The following is a 19694-nucleotide window of genomic DNA, read 5'->3' as shown; positions in this document are numbered from 1 at the left end:
TGTCCGATTCGCCGGACAGGGCCCGGGTCAGTCGTCGAGCTCGAGGACGCAGGCAGTCCCGACGTCGACGAAGCCGATGCGCCGGTAGATCTCGGCCGCCGAGTCGGACCCGGCCGAGAGGAACACCAGGTCGACGCCCTGCTCCCGGCTGGCTGCGACGAGGGAACGGGTGATCGCCGTTCCGTGGCCGCGGTGCCGGTGGCCCGGGGGCACGGCGATGCCCATCAGCTCGGCGACGTCGCCGCGGGGGGCCGCAGAGCCTGCCCCGCAGAGTCGGGTGCCCTCGAACGAGGCCACGACGACGAGGTCGCCGCGCTCCATCAGCTCCGGCCGTCGCCCGGGGTCCGTCGGCTGCACCTCGTCGTGCCCGGCGAAGCCGGCCGACACCGACCCGAGCGCGAGAGACAGGTGCGGCTCCGCGGGCCGGAGCGCACGGGCGCGCGGGTCCGCCTCGACCACGACGTCCGTCGGCATGACGAGCAGCGGGTAGCGGTGCGGCTCGTGGCCGGCGCCGCGCACCGCGGGCAGCAGGGTCGGCGTGACCTCGTCGACCCACTCGATGGCGCGCGGCACGTCGAGCTGCGTCTGCCGCTCGAGCACACGGCATACGTCCTCGGGCGTGAAGACGGCGCGACTGCCGAGCCGGGGGCGGGCGTAGAACTGCCAGCCCGTGCCCTTGCCCGCGACGAAGAGCGTGAACGGCCCGACCTCCTCGGCGGACGCGACGGCGCGCGGCACGCAGTCGTAGTAGCTCTCGATGCGGCCCAGGAGGCCGTCGCGCCCTCGCGTCATGCGGTCACGATGACAGGCACGCGCAGTGTGGGCGAGCGGATTTCGGCGGACGTCGACTCGCAGGGGTTGCTCAGCGACTGCCGCGCCTGGCCCTGAGGTAGTCGGCGACGACGTACTCGCCGAGACGCGACACGTCGGGCGTGAAGACGCGACCGCCGGCCCGCCGCGCGACCGCGTCGACGAAACGGGCGAGTCCGGGGTCGTCGCCGAGCATGAAGACGTTGAGTGTCGCCCCCGAGCGCCGCAGCTCGTCGACCTGGCTGATCGTCGCCCGGATCGTCTCCTGCGTTGCGGGCCAGTGGAACTCGGGCATCCCGTCGGAGGCGATGTGCGCCGTCGGCTCGCCGTCGGTGACGACGAGGACGACCGGCTCGGCCTCGGGGTGCCGCCTCAGGTGCCTCGAGGCGAGCATGAGCGCGTGCTGGAGGTTCGTCCCCTGCACCCACTCGGGCTCGGCCTCGGTGAGCTCCACCGGCGTGAGGCGCCGAGCGGCGAGGTTGAAGCCGATGATCTGCAGGGCGTCGTGGCGGAAGCGCGTGGCGACGAGGTGCGAGAGCGCGAGCGCCGTCTGCTTCATCGGCCCCCACCGCCCCTCGTGCAGCATCGAGAACGACATGTCGACGCACAGCGCCACTGCGGCCTGCGCGCGCCGCTCGGTCTCGATGACCTCGAAGTCCTCGACGAGCAGGTCGACGCCCCCCGGGCCACCCGAGGACGTATGCCGTCGGGCTGCGTTGCGCCGCAGCGCGTTCGAGACCGTGCGCACCGTGTCGAGAGGCAGCTCGTCACCGAAGCGCCACTCGCGGCTGAGACCGGTGGGCTCGTCGGCCTGGCCGGCGGAGTGGTCGTCGTGGTCGCCCCGGCCCGCGGCGTCGATGTGCTCGAAGACGTGGCGCAGGGCCGTCTCGCCGAGCCGCCGGACGGCGCGGGGCGTGAGCCGGAGCCCGTCGTCGCCCCGGGAGACGAACCCCTGGCGCTCCAGCTCGCGCTCGAGCTGACGCAGCGCCTGGAAGTCTCGCGTCGCGTCGGCACCGAGGTACTGCTCCAGCCGTTCGACGTCGACGTCGTCGAGGGTCGCGCCGAAGTAGGCCTGGCCCAGCTGCTCGTCGAGCTGCTCGAGGTCCGCCACCTCTGCGACCGCCTCGACGGCCTGTCCCCACGGCATCGGCTCGCCGCCGGGCTGGCCTCGACGCACGGGTGACGAGCGGTCGAGCCCGGGCCGCAGGGCGCGGAGGTTGTCGGAGAGCTGCGCCATCTGCGAGGCGAGGTCGGGGTCGCCGAGGGCGTCGGCCATGAGCTGGGCGAGCTGCTCGCGCTGCTCACGGCTGAGTGACGCGAGGAGCCGTTCGGCCGCTGCCTGTCGACGGGCAAGGGCGTCGATCAGCTCGTCGACGTTCTCGGGGCCCTCCGGGAACAGGTCACCGTGCTTGTCCATGAAGTCGCGGAAGAGGTCCTCGGTGTCCTCACCCCGAGCGTGCGCGGCAAGCAGCTGGTTGAGGTCGGCGAGCATGTCCTTGACCCGCTGCATGGCCTCGGGGTCGTTGCCGGAGAGCGCCTGCTTCAGACCCTCGAACTGGCCGCCCACGACCTCGCGCTGCAGCATCTGTGCGATCTGCGCGTAGGTCTCGCGGGCCTCGTCGGAGTGCCACTGGTAGTCGCTGAGGGCGCGGACCGCCCCGGCGACGTCGTCCGGGATGGTCGCGAGGTCCATCTCGGCCAGCCGGGCGTCGTCGCCGGTCTCGGAGGCGAGCTGGTCGCGCTCCTGCGACAGGGCCTGGTCGAGCAGGCCGCGCACCTGGTCGAGCGTGCCGCCGAGGTCCCCACGCCGACGGGCCGCCTCGCGGAGCCGGCGTACGCGTTCGGCGAGGTCGTCGAGGCCACGCCGGCCGTCGGTGCCGCGTCGCAGCAGGTCGCGCAGCGACTCGCGCAGGCTTCCGCCCGAGAGGACGTCCTGGCCCACCTCGTCGAGCGCCGCCCGCACGTCGAACGGGGGCGCCAGGGGGTCGGGCTGCCCGCCGGTCCAGGGCGCGTAGCGGAACCGGCCGTGGCCGTTGGGGCCGCCGGCACCGGCGAGCGGGTCGCGGGGCTGGTCAGGACTCACCACCCCACGCTACGTCCGCCACCCGCCGATCTGGCTAGCCCTTCTTGCTAGCCCTTCTCGGCGGCGATCTCGTCGAGGCGGCTCGCGATGGCGGCGAGGGACTCGTCGAGGCTCTGCTGCATGCCGTCGAAGTCCTGGGGGGTGGTCAGGCTCAGCTCGATGCGTGTGCCGGAGCCGCCGCCGTCGTGCAGGCGCAGCGTGCCGTGGTAGTCACTCTCGCCGGGCGACCCCCAGCTGATGGAGTGGTCGGAGTCGTCCACCTTGAACCAGGCGTCGGAGACGACCTTCTCGTCGGTGCCGTCCTGGTCGGCGTCGACGATCGCCGTCGTGCGCACCGTGCCTGCCTCGACCTCGTGGGCCTCGGTCATGCGCGGGAAGTACTCGGGCAGGTGCTCGGGGTCGGAGATGTAGTCGAAGGCGTCGGTGACGTCGTGGGACACGGTCGTGGTTGCGGTGTAGTCACCCATGGAAGGCACCTACCCGACGGCTGCCCCCGAGCAACCCGAAGCAGACGGGCGTCGCGCCGGTCAGGCTCCGTAGACGGTGCGCCCGGCCACGCTGTCCTTGTCGATGCGGCGGGTCAGGTGCAGCCCCTCGAGCACGAACTCGACGGCGGCCGCGACCTGCCCGGGCGTCGCGTCGTCGCCGTGACCCAGACGGTCGAGCACCTTGGACAGGCCGGACACCGGGCCGACCTGGGCCAGCAGGTCGGCGCCCGGAACCAGCTCGCCCGTCTCGACGACGGCGCCGTCGGCGAAGAGGTTGGTGAAGCCGGTGAGGTCGAGGCCGGCGAGGCGGGACCGGTAGGTCTCTGCGACGGCGAGCCGCAGCAGGTGCGTCAGGATGTCGCGCTCGCGACCCTCCTCCCCCATCTCGAACTCGACCTTGCCGAGGAGGGTGGGCACGACGGTGGGGACGTCGCACACGCGCGCGACGGCATACGCCTCCCCGACCCTGGCGGCGCGGCGGAGCGCCGACCCCGCGACTCCCTCGGCGCCCGCGATGGCGAAGCGCGCCGAGACGCCGGAGCGCTGGTCGACGGCGGCCGACTCGCGCAGGCCTCGGGTGAAGCGTGCGATCACCTCCAGCAGGTGCTCGGGCACGTCGGCGACGAGCGCGGACTCCTGCGCGATGAGCACGACCTCGTCGCTGACCTCGGACGGGTAGTGGGTGCGGATCTCGGCGCCGAAACGGTCCTTGAGGGGGGTGATGATGCGGCCGCGGTTGGTGTAGTCCTCGGGGTTGGCGGTCGCGACCAGGAGCAGGTCGAGCGGCAGCCGGAGCGAGTAGCCGCGGATCTGGATGTCGCGTTCCTCGAGCACGTTGAAGAGGGCGACCTGGATGCGCTCGGCCAGGTCGGGCAGCTCGTTGAGGCCGAAGATGCCGCGGTTGCTGCGGGGCACCAGGCCGTAGTGCACGGTCTCCGGGTCGCCGAGCGTGCGTCCTTGCGCGACCTTGACCGGGTCGACGTCGCCGACGAGGTCGCCGACGCTCGTGTCGGGGGTCGCGAGCTTCTCGGTGTAGCGCTCGGTGCGGTGGCGCCAGGTGAGGGGCAGGTCGTCGCCGAGCTCGGCGGCGAGGCGGCGGCAGCGCACGCACGACGGTTCGTGAGGGTCGTCGCCGATCTCGCAGCCCTCGACGACCGGACTCCACTCGTCGAGCAGTCCGGCGAGCGTGCGCATCAGTCGGGTCTTGCCCTGCCCGCGCTCGCCCAGCAGCACGAGGTCGTGACCGGCGAGGAGCGCGGTCTCGAGCTCGGGCAGCACGGTGTCCTCGAAGCCGACCATCCCGGGGAAGGCGTCCTCGCCGGCGCGCAGCCGGGCCAGCAGGTTCTCGCGGATCTCGCTCTTGACGCTGCGGTGGACGTGGCCGGTGGCCCGCAGCTCTCCGAGGGTGGCCGGGCGACCCGGCTCGGGGAGGCTCATTGCCTCACGCTACGTCCGAGTTGCGACGGTGTCGAAGGGCCGTCCAACCCGGAGGTGGCTGCGTCACTGTTGCGTGGGACGCAGCACTGACGTAGCCGATCCGTCTGGTCACCTGGCCAGGTGACCAGGAGTCGTTCCCACGTCACTGTTGCGTGGGGCGCAACAGTGACGTGGGGTGTTCGCCACGGCGGTACGCGTCCTGCGCTCGCCGGTTTGGTTGGGTGGGGGCATGGACATCGAGGCCTGGCGCCGCCGACTGCGCGACTTCGCCGGTGAGCTGTTGGCTGCAGGCGAGTCGGCACCGGCGGGCGTGGGCGAGGTGCCGGCGGCGTACGCCGAGGCGGCCCGAGCGCTCGCGCGTCTGGATGCAGCCCTCGCTGCGTCCAGCAGCGTGCCCGCGCCGAACCTGCCGCCGATCGAGGTGGCGGCACCGGTGCTCGGGGTGGACGGCTGCAGGGCCGGCTGGGTCGGTGCGGTGCTCGAGCCCGGCGCGCCCCGGCCGCGGGTCGTGGTCGCCCCGACCATCGCCGAGCTCGTCGCGATGGTGCGCGAGACGCTGGGCATCCGCGTCGTGGGCATCGACATCCCGATCGGCCTGCCAGACAAGACGATCCGACGCGCGGACCAGCTCGCCCGCAACGCCCTGCCGGGCAAGTCGTCATCGATCTTCTCGACCCTGACGAGGGCCGCCTACCTCGCCGAGACGCGGACCGAGGCGGACGCCGTCAACCGCGGCCTCGTCGGCCAGGGGGTCGGGGCGCAGGCGTTCGCGTTGCGCGACAAGATCGTCGAGGTCGACGCGTGGGTGCGCACGCGCCCGATGGTCACCGTGCTGGAGGTGCATCCCGAGCTGTCGTTCGCCACGATGACGGGCGCCCCGATCAAGGCCAGCAAGAAGACCGACGAGGGACGCGCGCAACGGCTCAGCGCCCTGGCCGACGCGGGTCTGCCACGGCCATCGGTGCTCGAGGGCCAGGGGTATGCCGCCGACGACGTGCTCGACGCCTGTGCGGTGGCGTGGACGGCGGCGCGTCACGCGGAGGGGCTGGCGCACCCGCTGCCCGACCCGCCCGAGGTCTTCTCGGACGGCATACCTGCTGCGATCTGGGCCTGACGGGCGGGTGGCTCAGCCGCCCACGGCCGCACGCAGGGCTCCCGCGGTCGCGTCCCAGCCCGGCTGGGTCGGGTGGACGAACTCGGCGACGTCGCGGCCCGGCGTGCCCACGGGGACGAGCCAGGCGTTCGAGTTGTCGGCGACGACGTGCGGGTCGAGACCGTGGGCGTGACCGCCCCACGCCTGCTTGACGGTGCCGACGAAGTGGTAGCGGTCGGCTCCGGGCTCGGCGTTGAGCTCGGCGACGCCCCGGGCCTGCAGCTGGTCGCCGTAGCGCTGCAGCTCGTTGAGCGCGGCGCCTGCGTCGTAGGTCGGAGCGACCTCCGGGATGGCGTAGCTCTCGGTGTCGACGAGGTACGGGTAGCCGAGCAGGTAGATCTCGGCGCGCCCACCCGAGCGGGCCTCGACGGCCCGGAGGGCGTCCTTCGCGCGCTCCACCATCGCTGGCGCGTTGGCGCGCGCGGACTCGAGCGTGTCGCGGCAGCTCGACGGGTCGCGCAGCACGAGACAGTTCGTCACGATCGTCGAGAAGCCGAGGTCGTTTCCGCCCATGGTGACGAAGACGAGGTCGGTGGCCGGCGTGACCGCGTCGATCTGGGGGTGCACGACGAGCTGGCACGAGACGGTGCCGGTGTAGAGGCTGCCGGCACCCGCGCCCGCGACGAACGTGTAGCGGTAGGAGAAGTCCGGCTGCGCAGGCACGCCGCAGAGCCGCTCGGTCTGTGCCCGGCGGAGCCACTCGGCCCGCTGGTCGGGATAGGTCGCCGGGTCGATGGAGTAGGTGGCGGACTTCGCGGATGCGTCACCGACGTCACGCGGCTTCAGGATGTCGGCGATCACGCCGCCGCTGCACGCGCGGTCGACGTAGGACGCACCGATCGACGCCGCCACCTGACTGCCGTAGTTGCGTGGGGAGCGGTAGCAGCTGCGCTCCTCGTAGCTGCCCGTGCCGTTGCCCGCCGAGTAGGAGTCGCCCAGCTGGACGACCTGCTTCTGGGCTGGGCCCGCAGCTGGTGCCCGGGTCAGGGCGTCGGCCGGGCCGGCAGAAAGGAGGGCAGCCGCCGCGACGAGGGCGGTGGCGAGGACGACGACGGGGCGGGGCGGGCGCGGCACGTGGGACTCCTTCGTCCGGGACGGTCTCGTCGGGAAACGAGCCCGTCCCCGCGGAGGTCACGCGGGCGCGAGGATCAGAGGGAGTCGGCCTTGCGACGCAGGTGGTGCTGCTCGGGGACGCTCGTGGTGAGCCGCGCTGCGAGCAGATAGCTCTCACGAGCAGCGTCGGTGTCGTCACGCAGCTCGAGCAGGTGGGCGCGCACGGCGTGCAGCCGGTGGTGCCGGGCCAGTCTCTTGTCGCCGTCGAGGTCGGCGAGAAGCGCCAGTCCGGCGTCCGGGCCCTCGACCATGGCGAGTGCGACCGCTCGGTTGAGCGTCACGACGGGACCGGGCGCGAGCCGCTCGAGCACGTCGTACAGCGCGAGCACCTGCGCCCAGTCCGTGTCGGCCGCGGTGGTCGCCTCGTCGTGGACCGCCGCGATGGCCGCCTGCACCTGGTAGGGGCCGAGCCGTGTCCGGGTGAGCGCATCGGTCACCAGCTCGACGCCTTCGCGCACCTGTGCCGCGAGCCAGAGCGAGCGGTCCTGCTCGGCGAGCGGCACGAGCTCACGCGTCGGCGACGTGCGGGCCGGCCGCCTCGCCTCGGTGAGCAGCATGAGCGCGAGCAGACCCGTCACCTCGCCCTCGTCGGGAAGCAGTGCGTGCACCTGCCGGGTCAGGCGGATCGCCTCGGCGGTCAGGTCGACCCGGGCGAGCGCGTCACCACTGCTCGCCGTGTGCCCCTCGGTGAAGACGAGGTAGAGCACGTGGAGCACCTCGCTCAGACGGGCGGGCAGCTCGGCGGCAGGCGGCATCCGGAACTGCGACCCGGCCTCGCGGATGCTCGCCTTGGCGCGACTGATCCGTTGCGCCATCGTCGCCTCCGGGACGAGGAACGCGTGGGCGATCTGCGCCGTGGTCAGACCGCCGACTGCTCGGAGGGTCAAGGCGATCCGTGCCGGCGGGGTCAGCACCTGGTGGCAGCAGAGGAGCAGCAGCGTCAGGGTGTCGTCGACCCCAGGCGCCCCGTCGGCGTCCGGCGGCGGGCTGACCTTCTCGTCATCCGGCGTCCTGCTCGCGTCGGCGACCTCGCGCCGGACCCGAGCCTCGTCGCTGCGCAGCCCGTCGATGAGCCGGCGCGAGCCGACGCGGATGAGCCATGCCCTGGGGTCGTCCGGCACCCCCTCCTCGGGCCACTGCGCGGCCGCCGCGAGCAGCGCCTCCTGCGCGGCCTCCTCGGCGCGCTCGAAGTCCCGGTAGCGACGAACGAGCGCTCCGATGACCTGCGGCGTCACGCTGCGCCACAGCTCGTCGGTGAACGCCGGACCCGTCGTCTCCACGGTCCGACCCTCGCACAGTCAGGGTCACGACCGGGACACGCGATAACGTCCGGAGCGTGTCAGCCGCAAGCACGCCGACCAGCGCCCCCGGCCCCCTCGACGAGCGAGCCGCAGAGGCGGAACGTTCGGTGCAGGCACTGTTCGGTGGCCGTCTCGGCCGTGTGCCGTGGACCCACCTCGCGCAGATCTCGCACCCTGTGGGCGGTCGTCCCCGGTTCGGCGGCCTCGGTGGGGTCTGGCACTACTGGTGGCAGGCGCACTACCTCGACGCGATCGTCGACGCGGGCCTGCGCGGCCTGCGCACAGGCGACCCGGCCGGGGCGGAACGCCGTGCCCGGCAGGGAGACCGGCTGCTCGCGACGATCCGGCTGCGCAACCGCGCCCGGTGGGTCAACGACTTCTACGACGACATGGCCTGGCTCGCCCTCGCCTCGGGCCGGCTCGGGACCCTGCACGGCGAGATCGGCCGCCGGTCGCGGCAACGTCGCCTCCGCTCGGCGGACCGGCACCTGACCGAGCAGCTGCGCTCAGCGCACACGGACGACCTCGGCGGCGGCCTCTTCTGGAGCCGCGACCGCGACTTCAAGAACAGCCCCGCGACCGGTCCGGCCGCCCTGCACCTCGCGCGTCTCGGCGACACCGACGAGGCCCGGCGCCTCGTCGACTGGCTCTACGCGCGCCTGTGGTCCGCCGACAGCGGGCTCGTGCAGGACGGCATACGCCTCCGGTCCGGCGCGGAGGTGCTCGTCCCCGACGTCTGGTCCTACAACCAGGGCACGACGCTCGGGGCGCTCGTGACGCTCGGGGACGCGCAGAGCCTCGACCGCGCGGCAGCACTCGTCGCCGCCGTCGACTCGCACCTGACCGACGACCAGGACGGCGCCCGGGTGCTGCGGACCCACGGTGGGGGCGACGGCGGCCTGTTCACCGGCATCCTGGTGCGCTACCTCGCCCTGGCCGCCGTCCCCCGCTCGGGTCTGCCCGACGACGCCCGAGACGTCGCCCGGCGCCTCGTCCTCGACACCGCCGACGCTCTCTGGCGCGGCCGGGGCGGCCTCCCGATCTCGGGCCGACGCGACCCCACGGTCTTCCCCCTCCGGGCCGGCGGCCGCGCTCCCGAGCCACCGCTCGAGCTGTCGCCGCAGCTCCAGGCCTGGACGGTGTTCGAGGCCGCAGCCACCCTGTCTTGAGAGCGGTAGGTCTCGGATCGGGCACGAAGACTGGGAGTGGGCTGGGAATCGTCGGGCTCCGGGGTGAGACTCGGAGGGTGCGCCCCGTGCGATCCACCACCGCCAGGATCCGGGCCGGGTTGACCGCCGGCCTCACCGTCGTCCTGCTGACGGGAGCCTGCAGCAGCAGCGGGCCGACCGTTGACACGGGTGGTGGCTCGCCCGAGCCCAGGCCCACCACGTCGGACACGGCATCCAGCGGGCCGGCCACGTCGTCGGTCCCCGCGACCCCACCGGCCGGCGAGCCCACGCGGTCGATACCCGAGGCGAGCGGACCCGCACGCCCCCGGTCACCCGGCCCGGCTCCCCTCGCCCGGGCCGCACCCGACCCGGCCTCGATCGCGTTGCTCATCGCGACGACGTTCGAGGGCGGCGGCCTGAGGCTCGGCGCAGAGGGGGGCAGCACGAGCGCGTACCGGCAGTTCTTCACGAGCTATCGGAGCAACGGGCTGACCATCTCCGGCCGCATCAACGTGCCGCGGGGCAAGGGGCCGTTCCCCGCGGTCGTGCTGGCCCACGGCTACGTCGACCCCGCGGTCTACACCAACGGCGAGACGATGCTCCGCGAGCGCGACTACCTCGCCCGGCAGGGCTACGTCACCCTGCACATCGACTACCGCAACCACGCCCAGTCCAGCAAGGACCCGAGCAACGACGCGAGGCTCCGCGCGGGCTACACGATCGACGCGATCAACGCGGGTCTCGCGCTGAAGCAGTCCTCGCTCGTCGACCCGAAGCGGGTCGCGCTCATCGGCCGCTCGATGGGTGGCGGCGTCGTCTACAACGCCCTCGTCGTACGCCCGGGGCTCTTCCGCGCCGCCGTGGCCTACGCACCGGTGAGCTCCGACACGGTCGACAACTTCAACAAGTGGGTGCGCCGGGACGCGTCCCGGGCCGGTGCCGCCCGCGCCGTCATCGCACGGTTGGGCACTCCGGAGGCCCAGCCGACGAGGTGGGCGGCGACGAGCCCACGCACGTACTTCGGCCGCATCACCGAGCCGTTGCTGATCCACCACGGCACGGCCGACGAGGACTGCCCGATCGCCTGGTCGCAGGAGTCGGTGGCAGCGCTCAGGGCCCAGGGCAAGAGCGTCCAGCTCTACGTCTACCCGGGTGGTCGGCACACCCTGACGTCACCGCAGTGGGACACCTCGATCCGCCGCACCGCGGCCTTCCTGCGACAGCACCTGTCCTGACCTGGGCGCTCCGCAGGCGCCGGCCGCTCAGCGGTCGGACAGACCGATCAGGCGAGCGCCGTTGTGCCACAGCACCGCCCGCATCCAATCGTCCCCGAGACCCAGACGGGCCAAGGCGTCGAGCTGGTGGGCGTACGGGTAGGGGATGCTGGGGAAGTCCGACCCGAGCACGACCCGGTCTCGCAGGGTCGCGAGCCGCGCGACGTAGCCGTCGGGGAAGGGCGCGAAGCGGTTCGTGAAGTCGGTGCCGCTCATCGTCGTGTCGAGGTGCACACCGGCGAACTCGTCCACGAGGTCGGCGAACTCGTGGTACTCGGGCATGCCGAGGTGGGCGACCACGAGCACGAGGTCCGGGTGGCGACGCAGCACCTCGCGCACGGCCGCCGGGCCGGTGTGCGTGCCTCGGATCGGCGCCGAACCGGCGTGGATGACGACCGGCGCCCTCGCCGCCTCGAGCCGGGCCCACGCCGGGTCCAGACGCTCGTCGTCGGGGGTGAAGTCACCGACCTGCACGTGCAGCTTGAACAGCCGCGCCCCGCGGTCGAGCGCCGCCGCCACGAGGTCACCGACCCCCGGCTCGGGATAGAACGTCGCGCAGTGCACGGCGTCGGGCACGCGCGCGGCGAACTCGGCGCACCAGTCGTTGAGCCACCCCGCCATGCCCGCCTTGTGCGGGTAGACGAGGGAAGGGATCGCCCGCAACCCGAGCTCGCGCAGCGTCGCCAGGCGCTGCGCCTCGTCGGTGCGATAGGTGATCGGCCACGGCGTCCCGTAGTGGGACTCGGCCTCGTCGAAGTAGGCCCAGACCTTGCGCTGCATCGGGTCGGGCAGGAAGTGCACGTGCACGTCTGCCAGACCGGGGAGGCCGAGCGCACCGACGTATGCCGGCACGTCGGCATCCGTCGCCGGGCCGGCTGTCGTGGGGTTCACGCGTGACGTCAGCCGGCGAGGGCGCCCATCGGGTCCCACGCGGGCAGCACGATCGGCTCCTGGGATAGGGCCTTCTGCAGCTCGGCCGGAAGGGCGTCGCGGCGCACGGCGACCTCGAAGACGTACTCCGCGAACCAGCCGTCGTTCATCGTCATGAAGCCCTTGTCGCCCTTCTCGGTGCCCCAGCTGTTCTCGACGCGCCAGCGCCGCGGGGCCTCGTCGACGAGGTCGACGCCGGTGAAGAGCATCGCGTGGGTCATGAGCGACTCGTGGTGGAGCAGGCGGTCGGCCTTGGCGAGGCTCGGCTCGGTGCCGTAGACGGCGGCCCGGTCGAAGAGGCCGGCATCCCAGAGGCCGAGGTCGGCGTTGGACATCTGCCCGGTGTCGCAGCCGAACCAGACCGGCTCGCCACCGACGATCGCCCGTGCCGCAAGCGACTTCATGAGGTCGGGCTCGACGTTGAGGTAGGTGACCGGCGGCGCACCGACGACGTTGCCGAGGTGCTCTACCGTGAAGGTGCGGCCGTAGGGGCTGGTCGTGCGCGGGTCGTTGACGAGGCACACGTAGTCCTCGAGCGGCACCGTCACGTACTTCTCCGCGAACTCGAGCGGCGTCATCTCGCCGTCGCGGTGGAAGCCGCCGTCGGTGTCCTTCCACTGCCACACGAACGACGCGGGTGGCGTGCCGAGGTGGATGCACAGCAGCCGGTGCACCGTGCCGAGCACCTGCTCCTTCGTCTCGCGCAGGTCGTTCTCCGACGCACCTTCCGCGGCCTGGGCTCGCAGGTCGCGCGCGGCCTGGCGCAGGATCGTGCTGAGGTCACGGTTCATCAGGCGCGTGTTGCTCGAGCTCTTCGTCTCGGGCATCGCGACCTTGGGCACGAGGCCGTGCTTGACGACGAGCGCGACGAACATGTTCCACTGCCCGCCGTCCTCGGCCGGAGTGGCCAGCAGGTGGGCGACCGTGCGGTCGTCGACATCGCGGTCAGCGGTCGCGATGATCGACTCGAGCCAGTGGTTCGCCTTCTCGAACTTGTCCCAGAAGAGCAGGTGGTTCTGCGAGAACTCGAAGTCCTTGACGTTCAGCGTCTGTCGCGCACCGGCCCGCAGCAGGTTGGTGCCAGCGAAGAGCCAGCAGCGGCCGCTCTTCTCCTGCGAGGTGGCCGACCAGTCGTCGAGCAGGTTCGACACCGAGTGGTCGATGCTCGTCACGACACGACGGTCGAGCGCGATGTCGTCGACCGAGGTCGTCGTCACGGCGTTCTGCAGCATGCGGGCGGTGGGGTCGGCCTCGAACGCCTTCGTGAGGCGCTCGACGAGGTCTTGGGCGAGGTCGCGGGGCATCTGCCACTCCTTCGAGTTCTCGGGGTCTTGGCATCGTATGCCGCACCCCTGGCCCCCTCGCGCCCGCGGGGTCGCTCATCCGGCGCACCAGGCGCACCGGCGCATGAGGCTCAACGCGAGAGGACCGTCATGATCGCCCCGGACGCCGCGACCTGTCCGGCGGCGGCTGCCATGGTCACCGACGCCATCGGCATCGGGTAGGCGGGCAGGTGGGCGAGGTCGCCACCGGCGAAGACGCCCGGTCGGCTGGTCCGGCCGAACTCGTCGACGCGGATGCAGCCCGACGGGTTGAGCGCGAGGCCGAGCTGTTCGGCGAACGGTGCCGACTGGGTCATGGTCGGCTTCACGAAGAGCCCTGACACCTGGTCGTGCGACCGCTCGCCGTCCGGCCTCTCCAGGGTCACGCGCACTCCGCCGTCGTGGCGCTCGACCGACACCAGTCGCTCGGTCCGCACCTCGGGACGGGCGTCCCAGTCCTCGGGCAGCGGCTCGCCGTCGGAGAACACGACGAGCTCCGACGCGATTCGCCTCAGCATGGCGCTCATGTGCGGGGCGATCGCGGCGCCCACGATGCCGATGCGCCCGCCAGAGAGCTCGTGGCCGTGGCAGAACGGGCAGTGCGCGACGAGGTCACCCCAGAGGTCTTCGAGACCGGGCACCGCCGGGAGGGCGTCACGCACGCCCGTGGCGAGCACGACGGCATACGCGGTGAGGGTGGTGCCGTCGGCGACTCGTAGGTGGAACGTGCCGTCGACCTCCTCGACCGACTCGACCCGCTCCTCCCGCACACTGACGGTGTCGTATGCCGCCAGCTGCTTTCGCGCGAGGGCGCGGAACTCGTCGGGCGGGGTGCCGTCGTTGCCGACGACGTTGTGCATGTGGCTGACAGTGGCGTTGCGGTACCTGCCGTCGTCGAAGAGGACCGCGTCGCGGTGGATGCGGCCGATCGAGAGGGCGGCCTGGAGGCCGGCGGGGCCGCCTCCGATGATGGCGATGTCGGTGTGCACGGTGTCTCCCAGCTGTTGTTGTCGTTGTTCAGGATCGAGCGTGTACCTTCATGTTGGGATGAAGGCAAGTGATCGTGACCAGGTGTGGACCGTCGGCGAGCTGGCGGCGCGTTTCGACCTGCCGACCAACGTGCTGCGGCACTGGGAGTCACTCGGTCTGCTGGCCCCGTCGCGCGACGCGTCGGGCTACCGTCGCTACCACCGCGGAGACCTCGTTCGAGTGGCGGTCATCGTGCGCAACAAGGCCGCCGGCATGACCCTCGACCAGATCGGGGTGCTGCTCGACGGCGAGGCGAAGGGGCGGCACGAGGTGCTCGAGGCGCACCTGCGCGACCTCGACGAGCGAGCACGCTCGATCGAGAGGTCGCGCGAGATGACCGAGCACGCCCTGAGGTGCCGCGCCCACGACATCGTCGCGTGCCCGCGCTTCGCCCAGCACGTCGCCGACCTCACCGAGGGCCGCGCCGACACCGCCCACATCACCGACTGGCACTGACCCAGTGGTGCGCCGACGGGGCTTACGTCGAGAGCGAAGGCGCTTGGCCTGCCACGCCCCGCGCACCAAGATCGGCGCATGAGACTTCTCGTGCTCGGAGGCACCCACCACGTCGGTCGCGCGTTCGTCGAGGCCGGGATCGCCCGCGGCGACGAGGTGACCACCCTGACCCGCGGCCTCACCGGGCATCCGGTCGCGGGCGCGGAGGCCCGGCACGCCGACCGCCTGCAACCGGACGCCATGCGAGCCGCGCTCGGCGACGACGAGTGGGACGCGGTCGTCGACACGTGGTCGGCGGCCCCCGTCGCGGTGCAGACCTCGGCCCGGCTTCTCAGCGGCCGCGCGCCGCACTACACCTACATCTCGTCGCGCTCGGTCTACACGTGGCCGCTCGAGCCCGGCGCCGACGAGAGCGCACCCGTCGTCGACGGCGACGCGTCCTCGACCGACGGTGCCGACTACGCCGCGGCCAAGCGTGGCGGGGAGCTCGCGGTCCAGGCCGAGTTCGAGGGCGACATCGCGATCGCGCGGGCGGGGCTGATCCTCGGCCCCTATGAGATCGTCGGCCGGATGCCGTTCTGGCTCAATCGGATCGCCGCCGGCGGTCGCGTCCCCGTGCCCGGCCCGCACGAGCGTCCACTCCAGTACGTCGACTGCCGCGACATCGCCGACTGGGCCCTCGGGTCGCGACCTGTCGGCATCTTCAACACGGTCAGCCCGACGGGCCACACGACGATGGGCCGGCTGCTCGACGAGGTGAAGGCGGTGACCGGCAGCGACGCCGACCTCGTCTGGGTGACACCCGAGACCGTCGCGGCCGCCGAGGTCTCCCCGTGGACCGAGCTGCCGATCTGGGTCCCACCGACCGGCGAGTACGTCGGCCTGCACGACTGCGACGTGTCGGCCGCGTTGGCCGCCGGGCTCAGCCCGCGCCCGATGGCCGAGACCGTGGCGGACACGTGGGCCTGGCTCCAGCGCGAAGGCCTGCCCGAACGCCCGACGAACCGCGGCGGCGGCCCGATGGACGCTGACGCGGAGGCCCGCCTCCTCGCCGCCCACGACGCAAGGACCTGAAAGCAGGTGACGCAGCGTCCTTTCGATTGGATTCTGATCGAAAGAACGCTCCGTCACGCTCGCGTTCGGGTCAGTGACCGACGCAGCGTTCTCTCGATTGCCCCTCTGATCGAGAGAACGCTCCGTCACCTGACGGCGGGGTCAGCGGGTGCGGGCGCGGTGGGCGGCGGCCTTGACCCGGCTCTGGCACTGCGGCGAGCAGAACCGACGCGTGCCGTTCTTCGACCCGTCGACGTAGACGCGATCGCAGACCGGGGCGGCGCACACTCCGAGCCGTCCGCCGAGGTCGCTGCCGAGCGCGACCGCGAGACCTGACGCGAGCCCGGCCTGCCACCCCCTCACGTAGCCGTCGTCGGGCCCGTGGAAGTGCAGCTGGTGGCGGCCCGACTCGTCGGCGTCGAGGCGCGGCCGAGCTCCCGTCGCCTCGAGCAGCTCGTTGACCACAGCGGCCGCGGCAGCCAGGTCGTCGCGCTCCGCTGCGACGAAGACGGCCCGCAGGGACGGCACCACGTCGACGAGCGACAACGCCTGGGACTCGGTGGGACACGAGGGCTTGCCGGGCTGCGACGTCGCCTCGGCGATGCCGTCTACGAGCGCCTTCCCCGTCGGCGGTTCGTAGGCCGCTCCCCGAGCGTCGCCGGGCGTGACGATGTTGACGAGGGCGACGGAGACCTCGAGCAGCCGTTCAATGTGACTGTCGAAACGCACTTGACCAGTCACCTCTTCCTTCCTAGGGTCGTAACTGCCAAAGCCTACTTCGACAGTCAGGAACGACATGGGTCTGCCACCGCAGCTGTGGGTGCTCATCCTCGCGCGGTGCGTCAACCGGCTCGGCGGCTTCTCGATGGCCTTCCTCGGCGTCCTGCTGCTGCGCGAGTTCGAGGCGGGGCCCGCAGGCACCGCACTCGTGCTCACCTGCTTCGGCGTCGCGACCATCCCCTCGCGCCTCCTCGGCGGCCACCTCGCCGACGCGTGGGGACACCGGCCGACGATGCTCATCGGCCTCACCGGCTGCGCGTCCGCCCAGCTCGTGATCGCCGCGGCGCCGACGTACGCGTGGGCACTCATCGGTGCCGCGCTGCTCGGACTGGCCTACGAGATCGTCGAACCCCCGACCCAGGCCCTCGTGAGCGACCTTGTGCCAGAGGATGCCCGAGCCTTCGCCTACTCGGCACTGAACGCCTCGCTCGCCCTGGCCGGCATACTCGCCGGACTCGTCGCGGCCGCCGTCGCGGGGCTGGGCCTGCGCTGGCTCTTCGTCGTCGACGCAGCAACCTGCCTGGCCTGCGCACTCCTCGTCGGAAACTGGGCACTCGACCAGAGCGAGCCCGTCGGAAAGTGGGCACTCGATGCTGGGGGTGGACCCTCATCCGGTCGAGTGCGCAGTTCCCGACACGCGCCACCCGTTCGAGTGCGCAGTTCCCGACACGTGCCACCCGGTCGAGTGCGCAGTTCCCGACACGTCACGTCCGGTCGAGTGCCCAGTTCGCGCCAGCGGTGGGTCGAGGCTCTGACGGACCGCCGGCTGCGCCGGGTCGTCGCCCTGGGCACGGTCGCCGCGACGGTCACGATGGTCGTCGTCTTCGGGGTGCCGCTCCTCGTCGAGCAGCGCGGCCTGTCCCCGGCCGTGACCGGTTGGGTGCTCGCCGCGGGCGCTGCCGCCAGCGTCCCGGGCGCCTGGCTCGTCGGCGCCCTGCGACGTCGCGCCGGCGATCGAGGAGTCATCCTCAGCGGCGAGGTCACCGCCGCACTCGGTCTCGGTCTCCTCGCCCTGGCCACCGAGCCGCTGGTTCTCGCAGCCGGCCTCGCCGTCTTCGACGTCGGCGGCCTGCTGGTCATCTCGACGATGATGGCCCGCGCCGGCACGCTGGCCCCGGAGGGCAGCCGGGGCACCTACCTCGCCGTGCTGGGTCTCACGTGGGGGCTCGCCACGACGGTCGCGCCGGGCATCCTCACGACGCTCGGCACGGCATACGGCCCCGGGGCTCCCTTCGCGGCGTGTGCGGCGGCCCTGCTCACCGCGGCAGTCGTGCGCTCCGCGACCGAGCCGGGTCAGCGCCCGCGGTTGCGGCGGCGGACGTCCTTGGGCGGCCTGCCCCCGGCGTACGACCGGTCGGGGTCGACGACGTAGCCCTGGCGCAGCGCCTCACGACCGACGAGCATGCGGAAGCCCATCCGGTCGCGCTTGCTCAGGGTCACCTCGGCGGGGACCGTGCGGCCACCGAGACGCAGGTCGACCCGGATCACGAGGCGTCGCTGCACGTGGCCGCTCGAGGAGCGCACCTTGCGCCGGTCGTGGACGGGGCACTCGACGACGGTGGGGTCGACCGACGAGTCCTGCCAGGGGTGCACGGTGAAGCGCACCCAGGGTCGGCCGTCGCGCTCGAACTCCTCGACCTCCTCGGCGTGGAGTGACGAGGTGCGGGCGCCGGTGTCGATCTTCGCCTTGACCCACGGCAGCCCGACACCGGGCATACCGACCCACTCCCTCCACCCGACATGGGTGCTTGAATAGGCCGGCCCAGACACCCGCCCATCTTGGCAGGACCTCTGCATGAAACTCGCGATCCTCTCGCGCGCGCCGCGTGCCTACTCGACCCAGCGCCTGCGCACCGCAGCGCTCGACCGCGGCCACGAGGTGAGAGTCCTCAACACGCTGCGCTTCGCCATCGACCTCACCGGACCCGAGCCCGACCTGCAGTTCCGCGGGCGCCAGCTGTCCGACTACGACGCGATCCTGCCGCGCATCGGCAACTCGATCACCTACTTCGGCACGGCCGTGGTGCGCCAGTTCGAGCAGATGGACGTCTACACACCGAACACGGCGAACGGCATCGCGAACGCGCGCGACAAGCTTCGCGCGACGCAGATCCTCTCGCGCCACAACATCGGTATGCCGGCGACGACGTTCGTGCGCAACCGCGCCGACGTCATCCCGGCCATCGAGCGGGTCGGTGGTGCGCCCGTCGTCATCAAGCTGCTCGAGGGGACGCAGGGCATCGGGGTCATCCTCGCCCCGGAGATCAAGATCGCCGAGGCGATCATCGAGACGCTGCACAGCACGAAGCAGAACGTCCTCATCCAGAGCTTCGTCACCGAGAGCAAGGGCCGCGACATCCGCGCCCTCGTCGTCGGCGACCGCGTCGTCGCCGCGATGCGCCGCCGCGCCAACGGCGACGAGTTCCGCTCCAACGTGCACCGGGGCGGCACCGTGGAGCCGGTCGAGCTGACGCCGGAGTACGAGCAGGCCGCGGTCCGCTCGGCCCAGATCATGGGGCTGCGTGTCGCGGGCGTCGACATGCTCGAGGGCAACGAGGGACCGCTCGTCATGGAAGTCAACTCCTCCCCCGGCCTCGAGGGCATCGAGCGCGCCACGAACCTCGACATCGCCGGCGCGATCGTCGACCACATCGCCGGACAGGTGGCCTTCCCCGAGATCGACGTGCGCCAGCGCCTGACCGTCTCGACGGGATACGGCGTCGCCGAGCTCGTCGTCCACGCGGGCGCCGACATCATCGGCAAGACGATCGGTGAGTCGGGCCTCGAGGAGCGCGACCTGCAGGTGCTCACCCTGCACCGCGGCACGAGCGTCGTCCCCAACCCGCGGCGGCGGGTCGTGCTCGAGGCCGAGGACCGGCTGCTCTGCTTCGGCCGTCTCGAGGAGATGCGCTCGATGATCCCGCAGCGTCGTCGCCGCCGGGCCAAGGTGCGCAGGCTCCCGACGGAGCCGATCCACACCGTGGTCTGAGGGGCGATCAGTCCTCCGGCGTACGCGTCGGCTCGGGGATCGGGGTCGGCGCGGCACTCGCCTCGGGCAGCTCGCCCGTACGAAGCTGGTCCACCTCGGACTTGAAGATGCGCACCGACCGACCGAGGCTCCTGGCCATGTCGGGCATGCGCTTCCACCCGAAGAGCAGCGCGACGGCGATGATGATGACGAGGATCTCCGGACCTCCGAGATCAGCCATGGCAACCTCCTGAAGGACGGCGCCCCGCGGACGCGTGTCGATGGGGCACCGTAGGCCCGGCGAGTGGGAGCGGCCGGTGTGCGGGCT

Annotated in this window: 19 protein-coding genes; 7 read left to right on the top strand and 12 right to left on the bottom strand. The window is 72.1% G+C overall.

From position 1 onward, the window contains the following. Positions 1–27: 27 nt before the first annotated feature. From AB4091_RS07315 to AB4091_RS07300, 4 genes are all read right to left on the bottom strand, one after another. Positions 28–792, bottom strand: coding sequence for a GNAT family N-acetyltransferase (locus AB4091_RS07315; protein ID WP_442291067.1), 765 nt, complete (start codon positions 790–792; stop codon positions 28–30). A gap of 70 nt (positions 793–862) precedes the next feature. Continuing rightward, positions 863–2893 (bottom strand): hypothetical protein, encoded by a 2031-nt coding sequence (locus AB4091_RS07310; RefSeq protein WP_442291066.1) that lies wholly within the window; start codon positions 2891–2893, stop codon positions 863–865. A gap of 47 nt (positions 2894–2940) precedes the next feature. Continuing rightward, positions 2941–3360: an SRPBCC family protein gene (locus AB4091_RS07305; protein ID WP_442291065.1), complete on the bottom strand. Its 420-nt coding sequence runs from the start codon at positions 3358–3360 to the stop codon at positions 2941–2943. A gap of 60 nt (positions 3361–3420) precedes the next feature. Beyond that, positions 3421–4818: a sigma 54-interacting transcriptional regulator gene (locus AB4091_RS07300; RefSeq protein WP_442291064.1), complete on the bottom strand. Its 1398-nt coding sequence runs from the start codon at positions 4816–4818 to the stop codon at positions 3421–3423. Positions 4819–5047: 229 nt separating this feature from the next. Here AB4091_RS07300 and AB4091_RS07295 point away from each other — a divergent pair, with 229 nt between their 5' ends. Further along, entirely contained in the window at positions 5048–5932 is an 885-nt protein-coding gene (locus AB4091_RS07295) for a DUF429 domain-containing protein (RefSeq protein ID WP_442291063.1), read from the top strand. Positions 5933–5944: 12 nt separating this feature from the next. Here the strand turns inward: AB4091_RS07295 and AB4091_RS07290 are convergent, their stop codons facing one another. Next, positions 5945–7045 carry an SGNH/GDSL hydrolase family protein gene (locus tag AB4091_RS07290; RefSeq protein WP_442291062.1) on the bottom strand — a complete coding sequence of 367 codons (1101 nt, stop codon included), beginning with the start codon at positions 7043–7045 and terminating at the stop codon, positions 5945–5947. Positions 7046–7119: 74 nt separating this feature from the next. Continuing rightward, entirely contained in the window at positions 7120–8364 is a 1245-nt protein-coding gene (locus AB4091_RS07285) for an RNA polymerase sigma factor (RefSeq protein WP_442291061.1), read from the bottom strand. A gap of 56 nt (positions 8365–8420) precedes the next feature. On the opposite strand from AB4091_RS07285, the gene AB4091_RS07280 reads away from it, so the two are divergent. Continuing rightward, on the top strand, positions 8421–9554 hold the full coding sequence (locus tag AB4091_RS07280) for a glycoside hydrolase family 76 protein (RefSeq protein WP_442291060.1): 1134 nt from the start codon (positions 8421–8423) through the stop codon (positions 9552–9554). Between the two features lie 86 nt (positions 9555–9640). After that, positions 9641–10789, top strand: a complete 1149-nt coding sequence (locus tag AB4091_RS07275) for an alpha/beta fold hydrolase (protein ID WP_442291059.1) — start codon at positions 9641–9643, stop codon at positions 10787–10789. Positions 10790–10816: 27 nt separating this feature from the next. Here the strand turns inward: AB4091_RS07275 and AB4091_RS07270 are convergent, their stop codons facing one another. The 3 genes from AB4091_RS07270 to AB4091_RS07260 all read right to left on the bottom strand — a co-directional run bounded on the left by AB4091_RS07270 (position 10817) and on the right by AB4091_RS07260 (position 14069). Further along, entirely contained in the window at positions 10817–11719 is a 903-nt protein-coding gene (locus AB4091_RS07270; RefSeq protein WP_442291058.1) for an amidohydrolase family protein, read from the bottom strand. A gap of 8 nt (positions 11720–11727) precedes the next feature. After that, complete coding sequence (locus AB4091_RS07265) at positions 11728–13062, bottom strand: aminopeptidase C (protein WP_442291057.1); 1335 nt, start codon at positions 13060–13062, stop codon at positions 11728–11730. 110 nt (positions 13063–13172) lie between these two features. Continuing rightward, positions 13173–14069: an NAD(P)/FAD-dependent oxidoreductase gene (locus AB4091_RS07260; protein WP_442291056.1), complete on the bottom strand. Its 897-nt coding sequence runs from the start codon at positions 14067–14069 to the stop codon at positions 13173–13175. A 58-nt stretch (positions 14070–14127) separates the two neighbouring features. Here AB4091_RS07260 and AB4091_RS07255 point away from each other — a divergent pair, with 58 nt between their 5' ends. Further along, positions 14128–14565 carry a MerR family transcriptional regulator gene (locus AB4091_RS07255; protein WP_442291055.1) on the top strand — a complete coding sequence of 146 codons (438 nt, stop codon included), beginning with the start codon at positions 14128–14130 and terminating at the stop codon, positions 14563–14565. A gap of 78 nt (positions 14566–14643) precedes the next feature. Next, on the top strand, positions 14644–15639 hold the full coding sequence (locus tag AB4091_RS07250) for an NAD-dependent epimerase/dehydratase family protein (protein ID WP_442291054.1): 996 nt from the start codon (positions 14644–14646) through the stop codon (positions 15637–15639). 141 nt (positions 15640–15780) lie between these two features. Here the strand turns inward: AB4091_RS07250 and AB4091_RS07245 are convergent, their stop codons facing one another. Further along, positions 15781–16347 (bottom strand): CGNR zinc finger domain-containing protein, encoded by a 567-nt coding sequence (locus AB4091_RS07245; RefSeq protein ID WP_442291053.1) that lies wholly within the window; start codon positions 16345–16347, stop codon positions 15781–15783. A gap of 67 nt (positions 16348–16414) precedes the next feature. Between AB4091_RS07245 and AB4091_RS07240 the strand changes: the two genes are divergently transcribed. Then, a complete protein-coding gene (locus AB4091_RS07240; RefSeq protein WP_442291052.1) occupies positions 16415–17770 on the top strand; it encodes an MFS transporter in 1356 nt (451 codons plus the stop codon). On the opposite strand, the gene AB4091_RS07235 is transcribed toward AB4091_RS07240, so the two are convergent. After that, the gene (locus tag AB4091_RS07235) at positions 17692–18114 is read right to left on the bottom strand and encodes an ATP-dependent zinc protease family protein (protein ID WP_442291051.1); all 423 of its coding nucleotides are present in this window, start codon (positions 18112–18114) and stop codon (positions 17692–17694) included. The genes AB4091_RS07240 and AB4091_RS07235 overlap by 79 nt on opposite strands. A 79-nt stretch (positions 18115–18193) precedes the next feature. Here AB4091_RS07235 and AB4091_RS07230 point away from each other — a divergent pair, with 79 nt between their 5' ends. Continuing rightward, positions 18194–19387: a RimK family alpha-L-glutamate ligase gene (locus AB4091_RS07230; RefSeq protein ID WP_442291050.1), complete on the top strand. Its 1194-nt coding sequence runs from the start codon at positions 18194–18196 to the stop codon at positions 19385–19387. 7 nt (positions 19388–19394) lie between these two features. Here the strand turns inward: AB4091_RS07230 and AB4091_RS07225 are convergent, their stop codons facing one another. Continuing rightward, positions 19395–19607, bottom strand: a complete 213-nt coding sequence (locus AB4091_RS07225) for a Sec-independent protein translocase subunit TatA (RefSeq protein WP_442291049.1) — start codon at positions 19605–19607, stop codon at positions 19395–19397. Between the last annotated feature and the right edge of the window lie 87 nt (positions 19608–19694).

This window comes from Terrabacter sp. 2RAF25 (genome assembly GCF_052115265.1).
Taxonomy (GTDB): domain Bacteria; phylum Actinomycetota; class Actinomycetes; order Actinomycetales; family Dermatophilaceae; genus Terrabacter.
Note: the sequence above shows the minus strand (reverse complement) of the source record. Positions and strands in the feature narration are given on the sequence as shown.

Bases quoted from the DNA above. Each gene is read 5' to 3' on its own strand.
- AB4091_RS07305 (WP_442291065.1), bottom strand. From the start codon at position 3,360: ATGGGTGACTACACCGCAACCACGACCGTGTCCCACGACGTCACCGAC.
- AB4091_RS07230 (WP_442291050.1), top strand. From the start codon at position 18,194: ATGAAACTCGCGATCCTCTCGCGCGCGCCGCGTGCCTACTCGACCCAG.
- AB4091_RS07255 (WP_442291055.1), top strand. From the start codon at position 14,128: ATGAAGGCAAGTGATCGTGACCAGGTGTGGACCGTCGGCGAGCTGGCG.
- AB4091_RS07235 (WP_442291051.1), bottom strand. From the start codon at position 18,114: ATGCCCGGTGTCGGGCTGCCGTGGGTCAAGGCGAAGATCGACACCGGC.
- AB4091_RS07265 (WP_442291057.1), bottom strand. From the start codon at position 13,062: ATGCCCCGCGACCTCGCCCAAGACCTCGTCGAGCGCCTCACGAAGGCG.
- AB4091_RS07240 (WP_442291052.1), top strand. From the start codon at position 16,415: ATGGGTCTGCCACCGCAGCTGTGGGTGCTCATCCTCGCGCGGTGCGTC.
- AB4091_RS07250 (WP_442291054.1), top strand. From the start codon at position 14,644: ATGAGACTTCTCGTGCTCGGAGGCACCCACCACGTCGGTCGCGCGTTC.
- AB4091_RS07295 (WP_442291063.1), top strand. From the start codon at position 5,048: ATGGACATCGAGGCCTGGCGCCGCCGACTGCGCGACTTCGCCGGTGAG.
- AB4091_RS07225 (WP_442291049.1), bottom strand. From the start codon at position 19,607: ATGGCTGATCTCGGAGGTCCGGAGATCCTCGTCATCATCATCGCCGTC.
- AB4091_RS07315 (WP_442291067.1), bottom strand. From the start codon at position 792: ATGACGCGAGGGCGCGACGGCCTCCTGGGCCGCATCGAGAGCTACTAC.
- AB4091_RS07300 (WP_442291064.1), bottom strand. From the start codon at position 4,818: ATGAGCCTCCCCGAGCCGGGTCGCCCGGCCACCCTCGGAGAGCTGCGG.